Annotated in this window: 14 protein-coding genes; 8 read left to right on the plus strand and 6 right to left on the minus strand. The window is 42.4% G+C overall.

The annotated features are described in order from the left end of the window. Nucleotides 1–161: 161 nt before the first annotated feature. Nucleotides 162–3101, minus strand: a complete 2940-nt coding sequence (locus L0Z67_RS17360) for a TonB-dependent receptor (protein WP_392353560.1) — start codon at nucleotides 3099–3101, stop codon at nucleotides 162–164. A gap of 200 nt (nucleotides 3102–3301) precedes the next feature. On the opposite strand from L0Z67_RS17360, the gene L0Z67_RS17365 reads away from it, so the two are divergent. The 8 genes from L0Z67_RS17365 to L0Z67_RS17400 all read left to right on the plus strand — a co-directional run bounded on the left by L0Z67_RS17365 (nucleotide 3302) and on the right by L0Z67_RS17400 (nucleotide 12735). Then, nucleotides 3302–4549, plus strand: coding sequence for an amino acid deaminase (locus tag L0Z67_RS17365; RefSeq protein ID WP_392353561.1), 1248 nt, complete (start codon nucleotides 3302–3304; stop codon nucleotides 4547–4549). 11 nt (nucleotides 4550–4560) lie between these two features. Next, nucleotides 4561–5412: a MurR/RpiR family transcriptional regulator gene (locus tag L0Z67_RS17370; protein ID WP_062567688.1), complete on the plus strand. Its 852-nt coding sequence runs from the start codon at nucleotides 4561–4563 to the stop codon at nucleotides 5410–5412. Then, on the plus strand, nucleotides 5412–6872 hold the full coding sequence (locus L0Z67_RS17375) for an amidohydrolase family protein (RefSeq protein WP_392353562.1): 1461 nt from the start codon (nucleotides 5412–5414) through the stop codon (nucleotides 6870–6872). The genes L0Z67_RS17370 and L0Z67_RS17375 overlap by 1 nt, the downstream gene beginning before the upstream one ends. Nucleotide 6873: 1 nt before the next feature. After that, nucleotides 6874–7257 (plus strand): RidA family protein, encoded by a 384-nt coding sequence (locus L0Z67_RS17380; RefSeq protein ID WP_392353564.1) that lies wholly within the window; start codon nucleotides 6874–6876, stop codon nucleotides 7255–7257. 122 nt (nucleotides 7258–7379) lie between these two features. Beyond that, the gene (locus tag L0Z67_RS17385) at nucleotides 7380–8828 is read left to right on the plus strand and encodes a sodium:solute symporter family protein (protein WP_392353566.1); all 1449 of its coding nucleotides are present in this window, start codon (nucleotides 7380–7382) and stop codon (nucleotides 8826–8828) included. Then, complete coding sequence (locus L0Z67_RS17390) at nucleotides 8821–9741, plus strand: sugar kinase (protein WP_392353568.1); 921 nt, start codon at nucleotides 8821–8823, stop codon at nucleotides 9739–9741. The genes L0Z67_RS17385 and L0Z67_RS17390 overlap by 8 nt, the downstream gene beginning before the upstream one ends. 3 nt (nucleotides 9742–9744) lie before the next feature. Further along, nucleotides 9745–12063: a family 20 glycosylhydrolase gene (locus L0Z67_RS17395; RefSeq protein ID WP_392353570.1), complete on the plus strand. Its 2319-nt coding sequence runs from the start codon at nucleotides 9745–9747 to the stop codon at nucleotides 12061–12063. 60 nt (nucleotides 12064–12123) lie between these two features. Next, the gene (locus L0Z67_RS17400; RefSeq protein WP_062567683.1) at nucleotides 12124–12735 is read left to right on the plus strand and encodes a MarC family protein; all 612 of its coding nucleotides are present in this window, start codon (nucleotides 12124–12126) and stop codon (nucleotides 12733–12735) included. Between the two features lie 35 nt (nucleotides 12736–12770). Here the strand turns inward: L0Z67_RS17400 and L0Z67_RS17405 are convergent, their stop codons facing one another. The 5 genes from L0Z67_RS17405 to L0Z67_RS17425 form a co-directional block, all read right to left on the minus strand. Further along, complete coding sequence (locus L0Z67_RS17405) at nucleotides 12771–13769, minus strand: DUF4382 domain-containing protein (RefSeq protein WP_392353572.1); 999 nt, start codon at nucleotides 13767–13769, stop codon at nucleotides 12771–12773. A 108-nt stretch (nucleotides 13770–13877) separates the two neighbouring features. Further along, a complete protein-coding gene (locus tag L0Z67_RS17410) occupies nucleotides 13878–15566 on the minus strand; it encodes a methyl-accepting chemotaxis protein (protein ID WP_062567681.1) in 1689 nt (562 codons plus the stop codon). 94 nt (nucleotides 15567–15660) lie between these two features. Beyond that, the gene (locus L0Z67_RS17415) at nucleotides 15661–16170 is read right to left on the minus strand and encodes a GNAT family N-acetyltransferase (protein ID WP_237127287.1); all 510 of its coding nucleotides are present in this window, start codon (nucleotides 16168–16170) and stop codon (nucleotides 15661–15663) included. A gap of 3 nt (nucleotides 16171–16173) precedes the next feature. Beyond that, the gene (gene astB, locus L0Z67_RS17420; protein WP_237115440.1) at nucleotides 16174–17517 is read right to left on the minus strand and encodes an N-succinylarginine dihydrolase; all 1344 of its coding nucleotides are present in this window, start codon (nucleotides 17515–17517) and stop codon (nucleotides 16174–16176) included. A 48-nt stretch (nucleotides 17518–17565) separates the two neighbouring features. Further along, nucleotides 17566–17796, minus strand: a complete 231-nt coding sequence (locus L0Z67_RS17425) for a helix-turn-helix domain-containing protein (RefSeq protein ID WP_392353575.1) — start codon at nucleotides 17794–17796, stop codon at nucleotides 17566–17568. Between the last annotated feature and the right edge of the window lie 13 nt (nucleotides 17797–17809).

A 17809-nucleotide genomic window follows, 5' to 3' on the forward strand; every position in this document is an offset into this window, starting at 1 on the left:
TATTAACATATTCATACAGTAACAACGAGAAAACCAGTACAGCACCAAGGGGAGTCTGTACTGGTTTTGTATTTGGCTAAACCACGCGGCGCGTTGTTCATTAAAAAGACTAAGTTAGTCTTTTATCACTTGGGCAGAAGTGAGCCAAATTTAGTTAACGCTTAAAAGCGTGTACGAATACCTAGCGTAATACGACGCTCAAAGATATTTTGAGTGATCACATTATCTGACCACTGGGCGTATATATCTTCTTTTTCTTCGGTTAAATTGCTGATTGACGTATAAATGCTCGTGTCTTCTGCAAATTCATAACCAGCATACATGTCATAATACAGTGTACTTTTAGTCCAAAATGGCACCACGCCTTCGCCCATAGCGGAGCTTAAGCTATCGAGACGATCACTACGATAGTTTGCAGCTAAGCGAAGTTGTAATGGGCCTTTTTCATACCATAAAACAGCATTAGCTGATTTTTCAGAGTTGTCTTGAATTGGTAAGCTCTTACCGTAAACATCGACGTTAGCGCTGTCACTTGGGGCATAGGTAAAGTTTAGAGATGTACCTAAACCATCAAAAGGTTCTGGTAAGAAGTCGAATGCTTGTTGATAGGTAACTTCAAAGCCTTTGATTTCACCACCTTCGCCATTAATTTCGGTCGTTACAGGTACTTCGCGACGAATTACGCCGTCAATGTCTGGCAGACCTAGCATTACAGTGCCACTTTCGACAAATGATTCTATATCCATTAAGAAAGCAGAAATACTTAATAAGCCACTTTCATTAAAATACCACTCGGCAGATAAGTTATAGTTAGTTGCGCGCCAAGGCTCTAAATCTGGGTTACCATTTTGCGTGCCTTGTACCGCAACGAGTAAGTCTGGGCTCACACCGAGTTCAGCTGCGAGGATATCACCAGCACGAGTACGACCAACACTGATGCCGCCTGCAAGTTTACCAATGTCCAGCGTTGTCATTGTTTTGCCGTAACCAGCACGTAGAATGAAATCTTCAGTGAGGTTTAAATTAAAGTTCATTGATGGTAAGAAGTCTGAATAATCACGACTTAACCATTTTTCACCTGTTTTTTCACTCGCGGTACATAATGAACATGGACGTGCTGAACCGAGTTGGTTTTGTAACATGTCGAGTTCTGTTTTGATGTATTGCGCACCAATATTTGCGGTGTAACTCATCTCAGCCAACTCACCTGCAAAATTAAATTTAAAGTAAGCTGATTGGGTTTGCTCTTTTACTTTGTAAGTGCGTGATGGGTTAGCCAGTCGTTTATTGCCTCGGTAAATAGCATTTTGGAATGCCATAGGGTCATCCATTACCTTCGGATCGATAAGATAAAACCCTTGTCCTACACCACCTGGTCCAAAGTCATTTATTTGGTTTACCCAGCCGTCTGGTAAATCACTAAAATAGTTGGGATGACCAATCGTTAAATCACCACCCGCAACGCTGTTTTCACCATCGCCATTGGTATCGCCTAAAGAGGCCCCAGAGTCTTTCCACATGACATCAGCGGTAATATCACCAGATGTAAATGGTGCCACTAAAATATACGTTTCCCGCTCGACATCGCGTTTTGATGCCCGTAATCCAAAATCGACGTTAGTGAGGTGGTCTGTTGAAAATTCATAACGGCCATCAAGTCTAGCAACATCAAGCGTTGCTTCTTCTTCGAAGTTATTTTCTGAGTAAGTTGATACTAGGTTATATTGATTGATATCGCTGCCAAAGCCTTCCTCAAAACCTAGGGTGATGTACTCGCCAGTACGAGAGAAATCAACCATGACAGGATCTGGGCCAACACCATTTGGGTTAACCGGTGTTGCACCTGTGCCGTCGTTCCTAAGTAGGCCATGTTGTGCGCCAGAGGTTAAATAACCATGCGCTACATTTTCGGTATGACCGCGCTCGGCACTACCATGTATGTATCTGAACTCACCTGAAAGAGGGCCATCTCCTTGGTATTCAAAGAGTAAGCTTGCGTTAGTTGATTCACGATCATTGGTTAAGCTTTCTGAATAAGCACTGACACGTCGTGCTTCTAATGTGGCGTTGTTAACAGTGTAAATTTGCCCACCACGGTCGTTGTCGAGGCGTGGTATAAAGTTATCTGAATAAGCCCAAATTTCGCCGCGGGCATTATCGACCATCATCCCTTGCTTGCGATCCGCATCATCCATGTCGGTATAGAATATATCACCGGTAAAAGTCAGTGAATCAGACAACTGATATTGCACAGTGGTGTTTAAGCCGAGGCGATCTCGTTCGGTTTCTCGGTGCATTACGCCATAAAAACGTTGGCTGTAGTAACTGTCGTTTAAGTCTCCATCACCATTGAAATCTCGTGAGGTTTCATTTTGAATCTCGTTGGAGGTTAAAATCGTGCCATTACGGTAGTTAGCAAGTGTACTTTCATCATAAGCGGCAGTGAAAATAATACCAAATTTGTCATTGTTATAGCCCGCAAATGCCACTAATTTAGGATCGGTTTCTTCTGATAAGCTGCCGCGTGTCGCTTCGCCTGTAAATGAAAAAGTCGTGCCTTGTTCTAAGTCGAATGGGCGGCGAGTTTTTAGATCTAATGTGCCTGAAATACCACCAGCGAGAATATCGGCTTGCGGAGACTTGAGTACATCAATACCCGATAAAAGCGCAGCAGGTACGTCAGTGAAGTCAGGTTGAAGTGTTGTAATTGAGCCTGCACTTAAAAATTGTTCGCCATTTAACAGCGTTGTCACTTGCGGCATACCACGAACATTAATCGTTGATCCTTCGCCTGCTGAGCGACGAATTTGAATACCGGGTATACGTTGTAGAGTATCTGCAATGGTCACATCGGGTAATTTACCAATATCTTCAGCGGTGATTGAATCCATCACACCAGTACTAAAGCGTTTGTTATTAATATCTTGCTTGTTACTGGCTGCAATACCACGTACCTCGATGGTTTCTATTTCATCGTTTGTCAAATCACTTTGCTGTGCGGCTACTGTATTTAGGCCACTTAGCCCACAAATGACAGCTGCCACAGCCTTAGCCGTTATGCTTGGCGAGAGTGTATGTTGGTGACGGGTTTTAGTTTTCATTTTAAACGTTCCTCATCCTGTATTTTTAAAGTTAATTATTATCTTCTGTTAATTTGTAACATGTATTGACTGTTGCTGTGTTATTAATTAACATTAGATTTAACAAAATTGCAATACCCATTACATTAAATAAGTCACATTTTTTGTATGGTTTTTAATGAAAAGTAATTAACCAGCTGATTTATATGAAGAGTTTTTGAATGAAAAAATTAAGCGTTGCAAACTTGGAAACCGTAAGCCGAGCCAATAAAGGACTCGGTAATGTTCAGCAGCTTCACAAATCAGGGTGGAACATTGCACAGCAAGATGTCAGTTTGCCATGCTTGTGTCTGTATGAATCACGCCTATTGAATAACATTAGCTGGATGGCTGACTATACCAACCAAAGCCATGTGTTATTTGCTCCGCATGGTAAAACAACCATGACACCTGCCATCTTTAAAAAACAATTAGCGGCTGGAGCATATGCAATTACTGTGGCAACCACAGCTCAAGCTGTTGCAGCAGTAACGAGTGGCGCTGAGCGAGTTTTGATGGCAAATCAATTGATTGGTCGGGCAAACTATCAACAGCTTGATGATTTGCTCAGTAGCAATGAGATTGTATTTTATTGCTTGGTCGATAACCTTGATAACGTACGCATGCTTGGTGAGTACTTTGCTAATACTCAGCACACCATTCATGTACTGATTGAGCTTGGCGTTCCTGATGGCCGCTGTGGTGTGGTTAACAGTCAATTATTGGCAGAGTTGATCGCAGAAATAGCAAAATTCGATTCATTAGCTCTAGCGGGTATAGAGGTTTATGAAGGTGTGCTGGGCGATCCCCTTGCCGTGAGTCAATTTCTTGAGTATGCGGTTGCGACCTGCAAACAGCTTATCGCCGATAATGCGTTTGATACTAAGCAAGTGATGATCACCGCTGGTGGGTCGGCTTACTACGATTTAGTGTGTGAGGCATTTCATCCAGATAATTTAACCGAGAATATGCTAGCCGTGTTGCGACCTGGTTGTTATGTCACTCATGATCAGGGAATTTATGAGCAAGCTCAACAGCAAATATTAGCGCGCAATGAATTGGCATGCTCTTTGGGGAGTGAGCTGACATCTTGCTTAGAAATTTGGGCGTATGTGCAGTCAATGCCCGAGCCAGGAAGGGCCATAATAGGTTTTGGTAAACGAGATGCAGCGTTTGATGCAGGGTTTCCAATCCCAACACTTCATGTTGATCAACAAGGGCAAATAAGCGCTGCAAATAGCAACTGGAAAATAGAAAAAATGATGGACCAGCATGCCATGATGAAAGTACCCAATGATACCACACTTCGTGTTGGCGACATTGTAGCCTTTGCTACCTCTCATCCGTGCTTAACATTCGATAAGTGGCGCTACATCAACGTAATAGACGATAACTACAATGTGGTTGATGTCGTCGAGACTTATTTTTAGGAGAAAGACGTTTGGATATAGTTTCAAGAATAAAAGAGCGCTTGGGTCATCTACGCCAATCAGAACAAGCTGTTGCTCAGTTAATTTTAGCTGATTTGCAATTTGCAGCCTCGGCAAGCATTAGTGATTTGGCTGACAAAGCAAACGTGAGTCATGCATCAATTACGCGTCTAGCGAAAGCGCTTGGTTGTAATAATGTCCGTGATATGAAGTTGCAGTTAGCGCAATCTTTAGCGGTTGGTGAGCGTTTTATCACTGAAAATAACACTCAGCGTGAAGATATACCGGCAATTTATCAGGCCATTCATGACATTTTAGATGTCAATGCAGGGCTAATTAATCAAACGGATGTTGAGCAAGCAGCTCATTACATTGCAAATAGTCGCCATAGTTTAATTTTTGGTGTGGGTGGAGGAAGCTCAGTGGTTGCTCAAGAGTGCCACAACCGATTATTCAGGCTTGATATTTTAAGCAATGCTTACAGTGACCCTGTAATGATGCGCATGACAGCAGCAAGTGTCGATGTGAGTGATGTTGTGGTGGTGTTATCACTAACAGGCTATACCAAAGACTTAATTGATGCAGCGAATATCGCGAAAGATTATGGAGCAAAAGTGATTGCTATTTGCCCAGAGAGTGAACTTGCTAACACTGCCTCCATTCATTTACCAATAAAAACAAATGAATCTGACTATATTTTCACACCGAGTACAGCGCGTTATGCCATGTTAGCCGCAGTCGATGTGCTAGCAAGTGAAGTGGCCATTTTAACGCAGAAAAAATCACGCGAAAAACTACGTCGTATTAAACACGAGTTAGATGAATATCGCCAAGGACCTGATCGCGCCCCACTAGGAGATTAATGATGCACAGCAAAGACTCACCACCTGTGGATACATTGATTCTAGGCGCGAAGGTATTTGATGGCCAAGGTAATGAAGCCTCAATCACTGATGTAGCGATAAGCGATGATCGCATAATAGCAATTGGCAAGCTCAACGAATTGCCTGCTAAACAAGTTATAGATGCAAAAGGGTTATGCTTAGCGCCTGGTTTTATTGATGTACATACCCATGATGACTTGGAAGTACTGCGCAATCCTAATATGGCTGCGAAGATCAGCCAAGGTGTCACAACGGTCATTACTGGAAATTGTGGGATCAGTGCAGCCCCTGCTGTGCTAAATGAAGCAGCCCCAGATCCGATGAACTTATTGGGGGCACTTAGTGAATTTAAATTTGCCACCATGGCTGATTATATTCACGCTTTGCAAGCAAGACCTGCAAATGTGAATGTAGCGGCTTTAGTGGGCCATACTACATTGCGTAATAATGTCATGGATGATCTTTTGCGAGGTGCAAATGATGCAGAGATTAAGCATATGTGTAAAGAGCTTGATGCTGCTCTTGCAGCTGGCGCGATTGGCTTGAGTACGGGGCTTGCTTATAAAAATGCGAATCAGGCACCCAGTGATGAAGTTCAAGCCTTTGGCCCTGTTTTAAAAGCCCATGACGCTATCTATACAACTCATTTGCGTACTGAGTTTGACGCTGTCATTGAGGCGATGGATGAAGCGTTTGCGATGGAGCAAGCTTTTGATATAAAAGTTATTATTTCGCATTTGAAATGCGCTGGTAAAAATAACTGGGGACGTGCGCCAGAGCTGATTAATCGGTTTTCAAACCAAGGTTCGCACTCTCGTTGCAGTTGCGATGCTTACCCTTATGCAGCCAGTTCAAGCACTTTGGACTTAAAACAAGTGACCAGCGACTTCGAAATTTTTATAACGTGGTCAGATCCTCACCCCGAAATGGCGGAGCGTTCGCTGCAAGATATTGCAGATACATGGCAGCTGTCGTTACTTGAAAGTGCTAAAAAGCTGCAACCGGCTGGTGCTGTTTATCATGGGCTTGATGAGCAAGATGTGGCAATGATTCTAGCCTTTGAAAAAACCATGATTGGCTCCGATGGTCTGCCGTGTGATCCCCATCCGCATCCTCGTTTATGGGGATCGTTTCCTCGTGTATTAGGTAAGTACGCACGTGATGAGGGCATTTTCTCACTCGCAACAGCAATACATAAGATGACAGGACTCAGTGCTCGTAATTACGGTTTAACTGACCGTGGTGAGATTAGCGTAGGAAAGTTTGCTGATTTGGTGCTTTTTGACAGTGATGCTATTTGCGATAACGCCACATTTATTGACTCTGAATTACCAGCATCAGGTATTCACAGAGTATGGACCAATGGTCAACCAACCTTTATTGATGACCAAGTAATGCCTGCATATTCGGGCAAGTTTTTAACTTCAACTGGAGAGTAATATGATTAAACGTATAGGAACAGAGGGCGGTACAGGCACCGGTGGTCAGCATTTACCTTTTGCACGAGCCATCGAAGCTGGGGGCTGGTTGATGGTGTCTGGGCAAACGCCAATGAAAGACGGTGAAGTGGTTGAAGGTGGCATTATCGATCAGTCTCGTTTAGCGATTCAAAACTGCATCGATATTATGGATGAAGCGGGTTATGGCCTTGAATATGTTGCGCATGTCAAAGTGATTTTAACGGATGCGCGTTACTTTCAATCATTTAATAAGGTGTTTAAAGAGTTTTTTGGTGAGCACCCGCCTGCTCGAATTTGTGCCGTCGCAGACCTTGTTGTTGACTGCAAAGTTGAAGTCGATGTGACGTGTTATAAAGCCCCATAAATTAAAAAAGTTCGACAGCTTAGGCTGTTGAACTCATACATAAAAATAATTATAAGCACCAAAGCCATCTAATAAGCATAAAGCAATGATAATAATTTGGCTGAGGTGAAGCAGGATGTTGTATGAAGTGGCAATTACTAATGGCCTTTTTAGGCTACCTGATTTTTATGATCTGGTTTGGCTGGTGGGTAAGTCGTAATAGCAAAACCGGTGACGACTTTTTACTAGGCGGACGAAATCTTCCTTTTATTTTAACCTTGGGTACAACCGTTGCGACTATGGTTGGCACGGGCTCCTCAATGGGGGCAGTTGGCTTTGCTTATAACAATGGCTGGGCGGGGATGATTTATGGGCTTGGTGGAGCATGCGGCATATTGCTGCTAGCAAAGCTATTTGCACCTGTCAGAAAGCATGAATTTATGACCATGAGCGAAGAGGTTTCTTTTTATGTTGGGGCTGATCCGCTTGTTAAAAATACTATCGCTATATTCATTTTTGTAGCCAGTATTGGCTGGCTTGGCGCTCATATTCTAGGCGGCGGAATGTATTTGGCTTGGTTAACGGGGTTATCACCACTGAGTGCTAAATTGTTCATTGCTCTTGGTTTTAGTATTTATGTGGTAATAGGTGGCTATGTTGCCGTTGTGTGGACAGACTCTATTCAAGCTCTAGTATTGTTTATAGGGTTTTTCTTGATGGCGGGTGTTGCGCTCTATCAAGCGGATGGTTTGATGATGATCAACGAAGCACAACCTGTACTGAATCAAAGCTTTTTATCACTCGATAAAATAGGTGTTGTACATGGTATTTCGTTGTTTTTTGCAGTCTTGGTTGGCGTACTCGTTGCACCGTCATTTCGCCAACGGATATATTCTGGCAAGCATGTTCGCAGTATTCGTCAGTCATTTTATTTATCTGGCGGTTTATATCTGCTGTTTGCAATTGTACCTGCCATAATAGGTATGGCTGCATACAAGCTCAACCCAACCCTTGAAAATAGTGCCTTTTCATTTCCTTATATGGCCTTTGAGCTTCTTCCTTTTGGCTTGGCGGCGTTGGTAATAATTGCTGGACTCTCAGCCACTATTTCAAGTGCCAGTTCCGATGCCATTGCGGCGGTAAGTGTATTGATTCGTGATATCTATATGCTGGTATTTAAACGGATGCCACATGCCAGTGAGGTCGTTTTGCTATCACGCATAGGTTTAGTGCTAACAATTGGCACGGCTTTACTTTTGGCGTTACTTACTAACGATGTCATTGGTTACATCACCAATATGATTGCGACATTGATGTCGGGGTTGTGTGTTTGTGTACTGCTTGGGCATTTTTGGCCCCGATTTAATTGGCAGGGCGCTATGACGGCATTATTAGTGTCATTTATTGTGTCAATGGCGGTAATTTTAACGCCAAGTTGGCAAGCTTATTGGAGTAACCCCATTATTCCAGCAACATCTGCATCAATGCTGCTTTGTATTATTGTGACCTTATTTACCCCAAAACAGCGCTGCAGTAGCGAACAAGCATTAGCAATTTTAAATAAGCAAAGAGAGGCGATGCATCATGATTAATGTGGCCTTTTTTGGCGAAGCAATGCAAGAGCTTGACGGTGATAACAGCATTCGATTTGGTGGCGATGTTTATAATACTGCGGTGTATTTTAAGCGCTTACAATTAAAAAATACGAAGGTAAACTTTGTAACGGCGCTGGGTAGTGATGAAGTAAGTGACGTTGCACGTTGCCTTTGGCAGAAGCAGGGCTTGTCGCTTGACTACTTGCAAATAGCAGCGAATAAAACCCTTGGTAGCTACGGTATAACAACCGATGCAAAAGGAGAGCGTAATTTTAGTTATGAACGTGATGACAGCGCTGCCAAGCAGTATTTTTATTTAGATACACAGCACAGGTTCGTTAATGCCTTGCGCGAAGGAAATATGAGTCATTGTTATTTCTCAGCGATTAGTATAGCTATTTTAGATACACCAAGCCGACAATTATTATTAGATGCATTGCATTCCTTTAAAACGGCAGGCGGCAAAGTGATTTTCGATAGTAATTATCGGTCTGTACTTTGGCAATCAGACGATGCTGCTGGGTACTTTAAAAAAGCATTCCAGCTTGCTGATTATTTGTTTGTTACCGATGATGATCATTATGGGGTGTTTGGTGAATGCACAGAGCAGCAGTTAGTTGCGTTTTATCAACAATGTTCATCTGACCTTGTTGTGATAAAGCAAGGACTGGCAGATACACTGGTGCTTGAGCATGGAACATTGCAACGCTTTCCTGTGACGCCTGTAACACAGGTTATAGATACAACATCAGCTGGAGATGCTTTTAGTGCTGGCTTTTTAGCTGCTTTTTTACACACGGGATCCATTACATACGCCGTAGAGATTGCTCAGCAATTGGCGAGTCAAGTTATCGTTGCTAAAGGGGCGATAGTCGCAACCAACATTCAATTAGAGCATAGTGAGGGTTAAACCATGTCATTTATTTTACGCGTTGTATTTTGTAGTCTTTGGATACTAAGTGTCGCGCATGCTAAATCATTACCTTTAATGCCGATGCCTGCAAATATCACAGAGCTTGAAGGCAAGTTTCAATTAGATCAAAAAAACTTAACTGTCTATTTAGCTGAGAAATACCGAGACCCTAGTGAAGGGTTATTTGAGCACGCTGCGTTTATTCAGCAGTTTGCAAAGGTCAATTGGGTAGAAAAAAATAAAGCACAGCTGGTTATCGACGTTGATAACTGGCTACCCGCAGTCCCTACTTTAGGTGTGGATGAAAGTTACCAGTTGAGTATTAGTTCGCAAGGTATTTTACTCAAGAGCGCGACTCAGTTTGGTATGCTTCGAGGATTTAGCACCTTGTCGCAGTTAGTGTTTTCAACAAAGCAGCCTTACTTACTGAGTGCGATAAAAATTGATGATACGCCAGCGTACCCGTGGCGAGGACTACTGTTTGATAGCGTTAGACACTTTTTACCAATTGCAGATGTAAAGCGTACCCTTAGAGGGCTTGCTTTAGCAAAAATGAATGTATTTCATTGGCACCTCACAGATGATCAAGGCTGGCGTATAGCGCTTAAAAGTTACCCTAAATTACATCAACATGCTTCGGATGGGCTTTATTACACACAGCAGCAGATTAAAGACGTGGTTAGCTATGCCGCACAGTTAGGTATTCGAGTGGTGCCGGAGTTTGATGTGCCAGGGCACGCGAGCAGTATTGTGCTTGCTTACCCTGAGCTCGGCAGTGGGACAACTCCTACGTCGATAGAGCGCCATTGGGGGGTATTTAGACCCTTATTAGACCCTAGTAACCCGAAAGTGTATACATTTGTAGAGGACGTTGTAAAAGAGCTAACGGAGTTATTTCCCGACGCTTATTTACACATCGGTGGTGACGAAGTGGATGCGCGTGACTGGCAAGAAAATAAAAAAATACAAGCGTTTATGGCTGAGCATGACTTACCAGATAGCCACGCATTACATGCTTATTTTAATCAACGTGTTGCTAAAATCTTAGCTAAATATAATCGCAAAATGATTGGTTGGGATGAAGTATTACATCCAACACTACCTAAGCAAACATTAGTGCAGTCTTGGCGTGGTCATCATTCTCTTGCTGCCATTCAAAAGGCAGGGTTTGACGGTTTATTATCCAGTGGTTTTTACATCGATCAGCCACAATGGACAAATTACCATTATCGTAATCACCCTGAGCCTATAAAGCGTGACTCATTAACCGCAAGCAACATTTTAAGCAGCGCACAGTTCACTCTAACACGCCTTAAGGGCAGTGCTGTTACCGGCGACATAAGTGTATTTACAACTGCCAATTCAGAGCTTGCCGCTTTAGTTACGATAACAGGCAAAGGGGCGTTTATAACAAAAAATGTGAAACAACGAGCAGCAGGGTTCGAAGTATTAATTGATACATGGATGGGGCCTACGATGCTGGTTGTTGCGACTAACAAAGTGAGTAACTTACCAGCATTTGTTGGCAATACCCCGTATGACTTACAGACTAAACCTGATGAGAAACCCAGTATTCAAGTGCTTAATCAAACATTACACGATACGCAGCAGGTGAAAAAGTCAGGCGAAGTATTGGGCGGTGAGGCGACAATATGGGCGGAGCTAATCACGACAGACACCATAGATACACGCCTTTGGCCACGCGTTTATGCTATTGCTGAGCGTTTTTGGTCACCCAAGAGTATGACCGATGAGCGAGATATGTATCGCCGTTTAGCGATTATGGATGAATTTGCTATACAACATGGTAGTAAACATAAGGCGCAATTTATTTCTCGTCTTGAAAACGTGTTAGCTGATAATGCCAATCAGGCTAATATCAATACACTACTAACATTTAGTACGTTTATTGAGCCTGCACATTATTATACTTTGCACCATTTAGCCTATTTGCGAAATGAATATCACCATGATGCGCCACTTGATAAGCTTGTTGATGTACTCCCTGTTGAAAGTTTGCAGCTACGTGCGTTTAATTATCAAGTTGAAGACTTTCGACAGCAATGCGCTACAGAGCTAAAAGAAACGTTGCAGTCACAAGTCAGTCGTTGGAGAGAATTTATAACCGACCAGCAAAAGGTTATTGAATCAATTCCTGAGTGGCAGCAGGTTTACAAGCAAATAGAGGCATCTTTTAACACGAGTGATGTTCAACCTATTGCGAATAATAATGGCACTATTGCTCATGTTATCGCTTCATTGAATCATTACAAAGAAGCAAGCAACCATTGCGAAAGTATGAAAAAGAGTCACTTTTGATATTTATCCCCATGCTTTATTGCTAATCTAAGAGCACAGCTTTTAAATGTTAAGGTGTGTATGTTAGATAAAGTACTGCATGATTTTTTAGTTATTTGGGCCACAATTGACCCAATAGGCACGATGGCACTGTTTGCTGCTCTAACGGCAAAATTACCTGCTAAAAAGCGGCGCAAAACAGCCTTTAAAACGGTGGGATATGCAGCCATTGTACTTATAGGCGCCATAGTTATTGGTCAGTTACTATTGAGTGCAATGGGCATTAGCTTGTTATCATTTCAGGTTGCTGGTGGCATCATTTTATTTTTATTTGGCCTGCAAATGATATTTGCTGATGATTCTTCACAGGGGGATATTGAACCGCAACATGATATTTCCGTTTTTCCTTTAGCTATCCCAGCAACGGCTTCACCTGGAGCAATATTGGCAGTTATCTTAATAACGGATAACCATATATACACCATAAAAGAGCAAGTTATAACGGCTCTAAATATGCTAGGGGTGTTGTTAATAACGCTTGTGTTGTTATTACTCAGTGGTCGCATTTTAAAATTAATAGGCACTGGCGGTGCGTCAATTCTAACACGTATTATGGGGTTGATTTTGGCCGCTTTGTCTGTTGAATTTGTAATGGAAGCATTGGGTGTAGCTAAGTGGATAGCAAGTAATTAAGCCCGCATAGCGGGCTTATTTTGCAAGCTGTGATATTATTCAGATACAGTGAATGAAACCTCTAAGTCGTCGCCAGAAGTGACTGTTACAGGTTTAACCTGATAAAGAGTGAAAGCCTGGTCTTGCGCTTCTGCATCATCAATATGTGCTGCACATGTGTATGCTAATTGATAATCACCAGGTTGTACGAATGCAAGCTCAAACTCAAATTGATTGTCATCACTATCGAATACCACATCAGCTGTTGCAAGCGGGGCATCAGCAGGGGTCTCATCTTCATTGACTTCGTAGTTATCCATTGGGACTTCTACGTCACTGCTGTATAGGTAAACAGCATGGCCAAACGAGCCATCTTCAAGAGCGATATCGATATTATCTGTTTCGCAGTTAGCGATTAATACGTCGCTTACTGTACCTTCAATATCTTCAGATTCAGCAAGGTTTTCTAAGCGTACGCCACGAGGTTTCAAGAAAATCTCGTCACTATTTTGTGGATCAACCAATGACTTTTTAAGATCAAATTCCATTACAAAATCGTTACCAGCTTGGTTAAGTGTAAAACCATCTAGCTGGATTTCGCCTACACCATCGTTGCCTTTGCGTTTTACAACCAGTGGCGCGATGCTGTCATCTTCATATACAACATGTGAAGTCATCGTTAGGTTATTGCTGTCACCATTGATTACATCAGCACGTATCCATTGATAGTCGCCAGCGGGTACTTCTTCATCATCAAGTAGTGAGAAAACATCATCGCCAGTGTAATCGAGTAAGTTAACCATCTCTGGTAGTGTGTCATCACTGTCTTCACGAGTCTCAAATGTAAACTCTTCACCGCCTTGGCTTCTCAGTGTGATTGAATCAAAGACAACGTTAACCGCTTTTAAACCTGTTACAGGCGCATCCGATACACCTAGTGTGAACTGAGCTGTTTGTGGTGTTGGATCTGGCGTGTCGTTATCGTCGCTATCTGAGCCACAACCTACAAGTGCAAATAAAATGGCGCTGCTTAATAAAGTTGTTTTGAAGTTCATGATTGATCCCTTTTTGTGTTCTAAATGTTGCATTAAGTGTAATGAATTAAACTTAATGCAACTTGAACTTAAGAAAAATAACTTTTTAGCTGAAAAGTGCGACCTAACCTAAGCCTTATAACGGCTAACGTTCTGCTCCAATTGCGTAGCTGTATCAGTAAGCTCGTGCATATAAGAGGTTGCTACATCAGTATCACTGGCCGTCTTATTTGCAATTTCAACAATAGTTGTCATGTTTTGGTTTATCGCTTCAGAGACCGATGTTTGCTCTTCAGCTGCGGTGGCTATCTGTGCATTTTGTGATGTAATCGTGTTAACCGAGTGCAACACTTCATTTAAAGCTTTTTCTACTTCACTTGCTTCAGAAACACTGGTTGCGCTACCACTCTTAATTGCCTGCATTATACTTGTAACCGTTGTTGTACCTTGCTGAACTTGTTCAATCATGCTTTCAATTTCATGGGTACTGTCTTGGGTGCGTTTTGCGAGCGTACGAACTTCATCAGCTACTACTGCAAAGCCACGACCAGCTTCGCCTGCGCGTGCTGATTCAATCGCTGCATTGAGTGCTAATAGATTTGTTTGCTCAGCAATATTTCTGATTACATCAAGCACACTGCCTATTTGACTTGATTGTTGATTGAGCTGGTCAACCGCATTCGCCCCTTCGTCGACTTGTTTAGCAAGTCCGTTGATCACTTTTATGGCAATAAGAAGCTGATTATTAGCTTGTTTTACCAGATGGTCGGCATGTTCAGCCGCGGTCGATGCTTCTTGTGCGCTCCGTGCAACTTCCATTGACGCCGCTGACATTTCGTTTATAGCGGTTGCAACTTGCTCACTTTCTTCATGTTGACGATTAATACCCGTATGCATATTAGCAAGTAGCTCATTGAGCTTGAGTGAGGCGTGATTCATTGATTGTGATGATTGGCGGATATCGATGACCATTTTGCCAACATCATCGGCAAAGCGATTGAATGAACTCCCAAGCTGGCCAAGCTCATCAGTTCTTTTTTCCATGAGTCGTCGAGTGAGGTCACCATCACCCTGAGATATATCATTCATGGCAAGTACAGTTGTATGTAACGGACTTGTGATACTGCGAGATACTACAACGGCAATTGCGGCTGTTACAGCAACAGCAAGAATAGAGGCGATAATGGTATTTACAAATGCATTATCAATCGCGTCATTAACTCTTGTTTCTGTGCTGGCAACTTGTTGCTCAAGGCCGCTTATCCAAAATCCGGTACCTAGCACCCAGTTCCATTTTGGGATGAGTGCGGCGTAGCCAAGTTTAGGACTAACAACACCTTGGGTATTTTTCCATGCATACTCGACAAAGCCACCCCCTTCTTTGGCTGATGAAATGAGCTCTCGAATTAAATAAACCCCATTGGGATCTTTAAAGTCATATAAGTTTTTGCCTTCTAATGATGCGTTTACACCATGGGCAACGCTGACACCTTGCAGATCATACACAAACACATACCCAGTATCGCCTGCGTCATCAAAGCGTAAGTTTCTAAGAATATCTTTAGCCTGAGCTTGTAATTGTTGAGTATTTGTACCGTTATCCTGCGCTACTAAGTGAGAGATAGAGCTCATGGCAATTTTTTGGTAATTACTCACTTCTGCTTTGCGATCATTTTTCATTTGTGAAGCAAAGCTTTCCACTGTTTGAGCACCACTATTTTTTGACTGCACATAGTTATAAATAGTGAGCATAATCGCAATGAGTAAAGGTGGAAGAAGGGCAAGAAGCAGTACCCTTTGCTGAATTGATAGCGCCATTAATTTCTCCTTATATAATTCTTACTACTAGTGTAGTGGGTTTATAAAATTTTATAAGTCGACTTTATGGCTATATTCACCTGAATTGGCTAAATTAAACGACCTGTTTGTAAAAATACACAGTCGCATCAAACTCCCCTGTTGAACTTTTAGCAAACCCAGGAATTGTGCCTGCTTCTATGTAGCTTAGTTTTCGATATAGATGTGATGCAGTATCGCCAAGTCGTGTGTCTAGAACAAGCAAAGCTAGACCTAACACCTGTGCATCTGTTTCAAGGCTATTCATAAGTTTTTTTGCAATTCCTTTGCCTTGGTAATCACTATGTACCATCAGCTTTTCAACCTCACCTCGATGGCTGCCATTCGCCTTAGCGCATAAAGAAAGTTGCACAGAGCCAATTACATCTTCACCATCGAAAGCAAGGTATAAACGACGATAGGGAGTGGCTAAATCGGCATCGACTGCTTGCCAATAGTCATGTGCCGACTGTAATGATAACGGGGCTATAAAGCCAATTGATGCGCCATTGGTGACGCTATCAATCAGCAATGCGTTAAGTGATTTAGACACACCTTTAATAGAATGTACTGCTTTAATTTTCATTATTTATTCTTGTTGGAATGGATAAACAGAGCCTAAGTTAAGTAAGCTGGTTAGCTCATCAAGTGCCTGATAGCTTTCGGTTAAAAGCAATGGATCGGCAAAGTCGTCACTACTTAAAGAGTCACGGTAATGCTTATTTGCCCAACTTACTAATTGGTTATATTTTTCTTCACTGAATCTTACTCCTGGATTGACTGCTGCCAATTCATCAGTATTGAGCGCAACACGTAGGCGCAAACAAGCAGGGCCACCGCCATTTTGCATACTTTGGCGCAAGTCAAAAAAGCGCACTTGTTGAACTGGGTTATTTGCCACAATCATTTCTTGAATGTAATCGTGAACGGCTTGATTGCGCTCACACTCTTTAGGTGCAACCAGCATCATGCTGTTATCACTTAAGGTAATTAACTGGCTATTAAATAAATAGCTACCTACGGCATCTGTAATGCTTACTTTATTGGTCGGCACTTCAATAATATGCAGCGGCTTGTTACCAAGGTAGGCGTGTTTAATTTGTTTTAGCGTTTCAGGCTGATTCAAAAAGGCTTGTTCATGGCATAAAAGTACATTGCCATTGGCTACTGCAATCACGTCGTTATGAAACACGCCTTGGTCTATCACATCAGGGTTTTGTTGAATAAATAACTGATTTTCAGGCTTTAGTTGATGTAAGCGGGCAATGGCTTGTGATGCTTCAAGTGACTGTCTTGCAGGAAATTTAACGGGTTTTGGTAGGGCGCTATTAAAGCTACTGGCCCCATACACAAAAATCTCAAGCCCTGTATCTGCATGGCTGTCGCATAATCGATTATGGTTTGCAGCACCTTCATCACCAAAAAAGCCCTGATCTGGCAAGTGTGGGTGATGGCTAAAGTAACGCTCATCGTTAAACATGGCTTTTAACAACGCGGATGTTGTTACTGGCTCTAACGAACGATGAAACTTATTATTTAAGTTTGCAGCCGTAAAATGCACTTTGCCATCAAGGGTATCGACTGAAGGCGAGATAGTGCCAGCATTGGCTGTCCACATGGCCGATGCACTGTAACAAGCGCGTAGCAAAACTGGGTCGGCTTTAAATGCTTTTTCAATAATTTGGCTATCAGTGCCTGTAAAACCTAAGCGTTTTAGCACGTTAATGTCGGGGCGAGCATGAGGTGCAAAAATACCTTGTTCAAGTCCTAATTCGTGCATCGCCTTCATTTTTTCAAGGCCTTGTAGCACCGCCTCTTTTGGGTTTGAATGCGAAGAGGCGTGACTTAGCGAAGCAACATTGCCATACGATAATCCCGCGTAATTATGGGTAGGCCCCACTAAGCCATCAAAGTTTACTTCTACTGCGTGCATACTTAATCCGTCATTATTGTGCGTGTATTTTAACCATACAGAAGTTATTTAGCTGAAGCTAGCTAACTCCATTTCTACATTACGTAGGTTTTGCTTAAGACGCTTCTGAGCGGCAATTAAATATGCCTTTTGCTTGTTTAGCTTGGTCTGTTGCTGCCTTACTGCTTTGTAAATAGCTCTTTTAGGGATGTCGTATTGTTCTGCTGCCTCGGTGATTGTAAGTTGATGTACAGAAACCTTTTGTAATGCTTCGATAAAAGTCGGATCATTATTTAACATAGCGACGCTCCAA

Origin of the sequence: Pseudoalteromonas sp. PB2-1 (assembly GCF_045040605.1) — a bacterium.
Classification (GTDB): Bacteria; Pseudomonadota; Gammaproteobacteria; order Enterobacterales; family Alteromonadaceae; genus Pseudoalteromonas; species Pseudoalteromonas arabiensis.

What these genes read in the sequence shown, in the direction of transcription:
- L0Z67_RS17360 (WP_392353560.1), bottom strand. Translation starts at nt 3,101, where the DNA reads ATGAAAACTAAAACCCGTCACCAACATACACTCTCGCCAAGCATAACG.
- L0Z67_RS17365 (WP_392353561.1), top strand. Translation starts at nt 3,302, where the DNA reads ATGAAAAAATTAAGCGTTGCAAACTTGGAAACCGTAAGCCGAGCCAAT.
- L0Z67_RS17375 (WP_392353562.1), top strand. Translation starts at nt 5,412, where the DNA reads ATGATGCACAGCAAAGACTCACCACCTGTGGATACATTGATTCTAGGC.
- L0Z67_RS17380 (WP_392353564.1), top strand. Translation starts at nt 6,874, where the DNA reads ATGATTAAACGTATAGGAACAGAGGGCGGTACAGGCACCGGTGGTCAG.
- L0Z67_RS17385 (WP_392353566.1), top strand. Translation starts at nt 7,380, where the DNA reads ATGAAGTGGCAATTACTAATGGCCTTTTTAGGCTACCTGATTTTTATG.
- L0Z67_RS17390 (WP_392353568.1), top strand. Translation starts at nt 8,821, where the DNA reads ATGATTAATGTGGCCTTTTTTGGCGAAGCAATGCAAGAGCTTGACGGT.
- L0Z67_RS17395 (WP_392353570.1), top strand. Translation starts at nt 9,745, where the DNA reads ATGTCATTTATTTTACGCGTTGTATTTTGTAGTCTTTGGATACTAAGT.
- L0Z67_RS17400 (WP_062567683.1), top strand. Translation starts at nt 12,124, where the DNA reads ATGTTAGATAAAGTACTGCATGATTTTTTAGTTATTTGGGCCACAATT.
- L0Z67_RS17405 (WP_392353572.1), bottom strand. Translation starts at nt 13,769, where the DNA reads ATGAACTTCAAAACAACTTTATTAAGCAGCGCCATTTTATTTGCACTT.
- L0Z67_RS17410 (WP_062567681.1), bottom strand. Translation starts at nt 15,566, where the DNA reads ATGGCGCTATCAATTCAGCAAAGGGTACTGCTTCTTGCCCTTCTTCCA.
- L0Z67_RS17415 (WP_237127287.1), bottom strand. Translation starts at nt 16,170, where the DNA reads ATGAAAATTAAAGCAGTACATTCTATTAAAGGTGTGTCTAAATCACTT.
- astB (WP_237115440.1), bottom strand. Translation starts at nt 17,517, where the DNA reads ATGCACGCAGTAGAAGTAAACTTTGATGGCTTAGTGGGGCCTACCCAT.
- L0Z67_RS17425 (WP_392353575.1), bottom strand. Translation starts at nt 17,796, where the DNA reads ATGTTAAATAATGATCCGACTTTTATCGAAGCATTACAAAAGGTTTCT.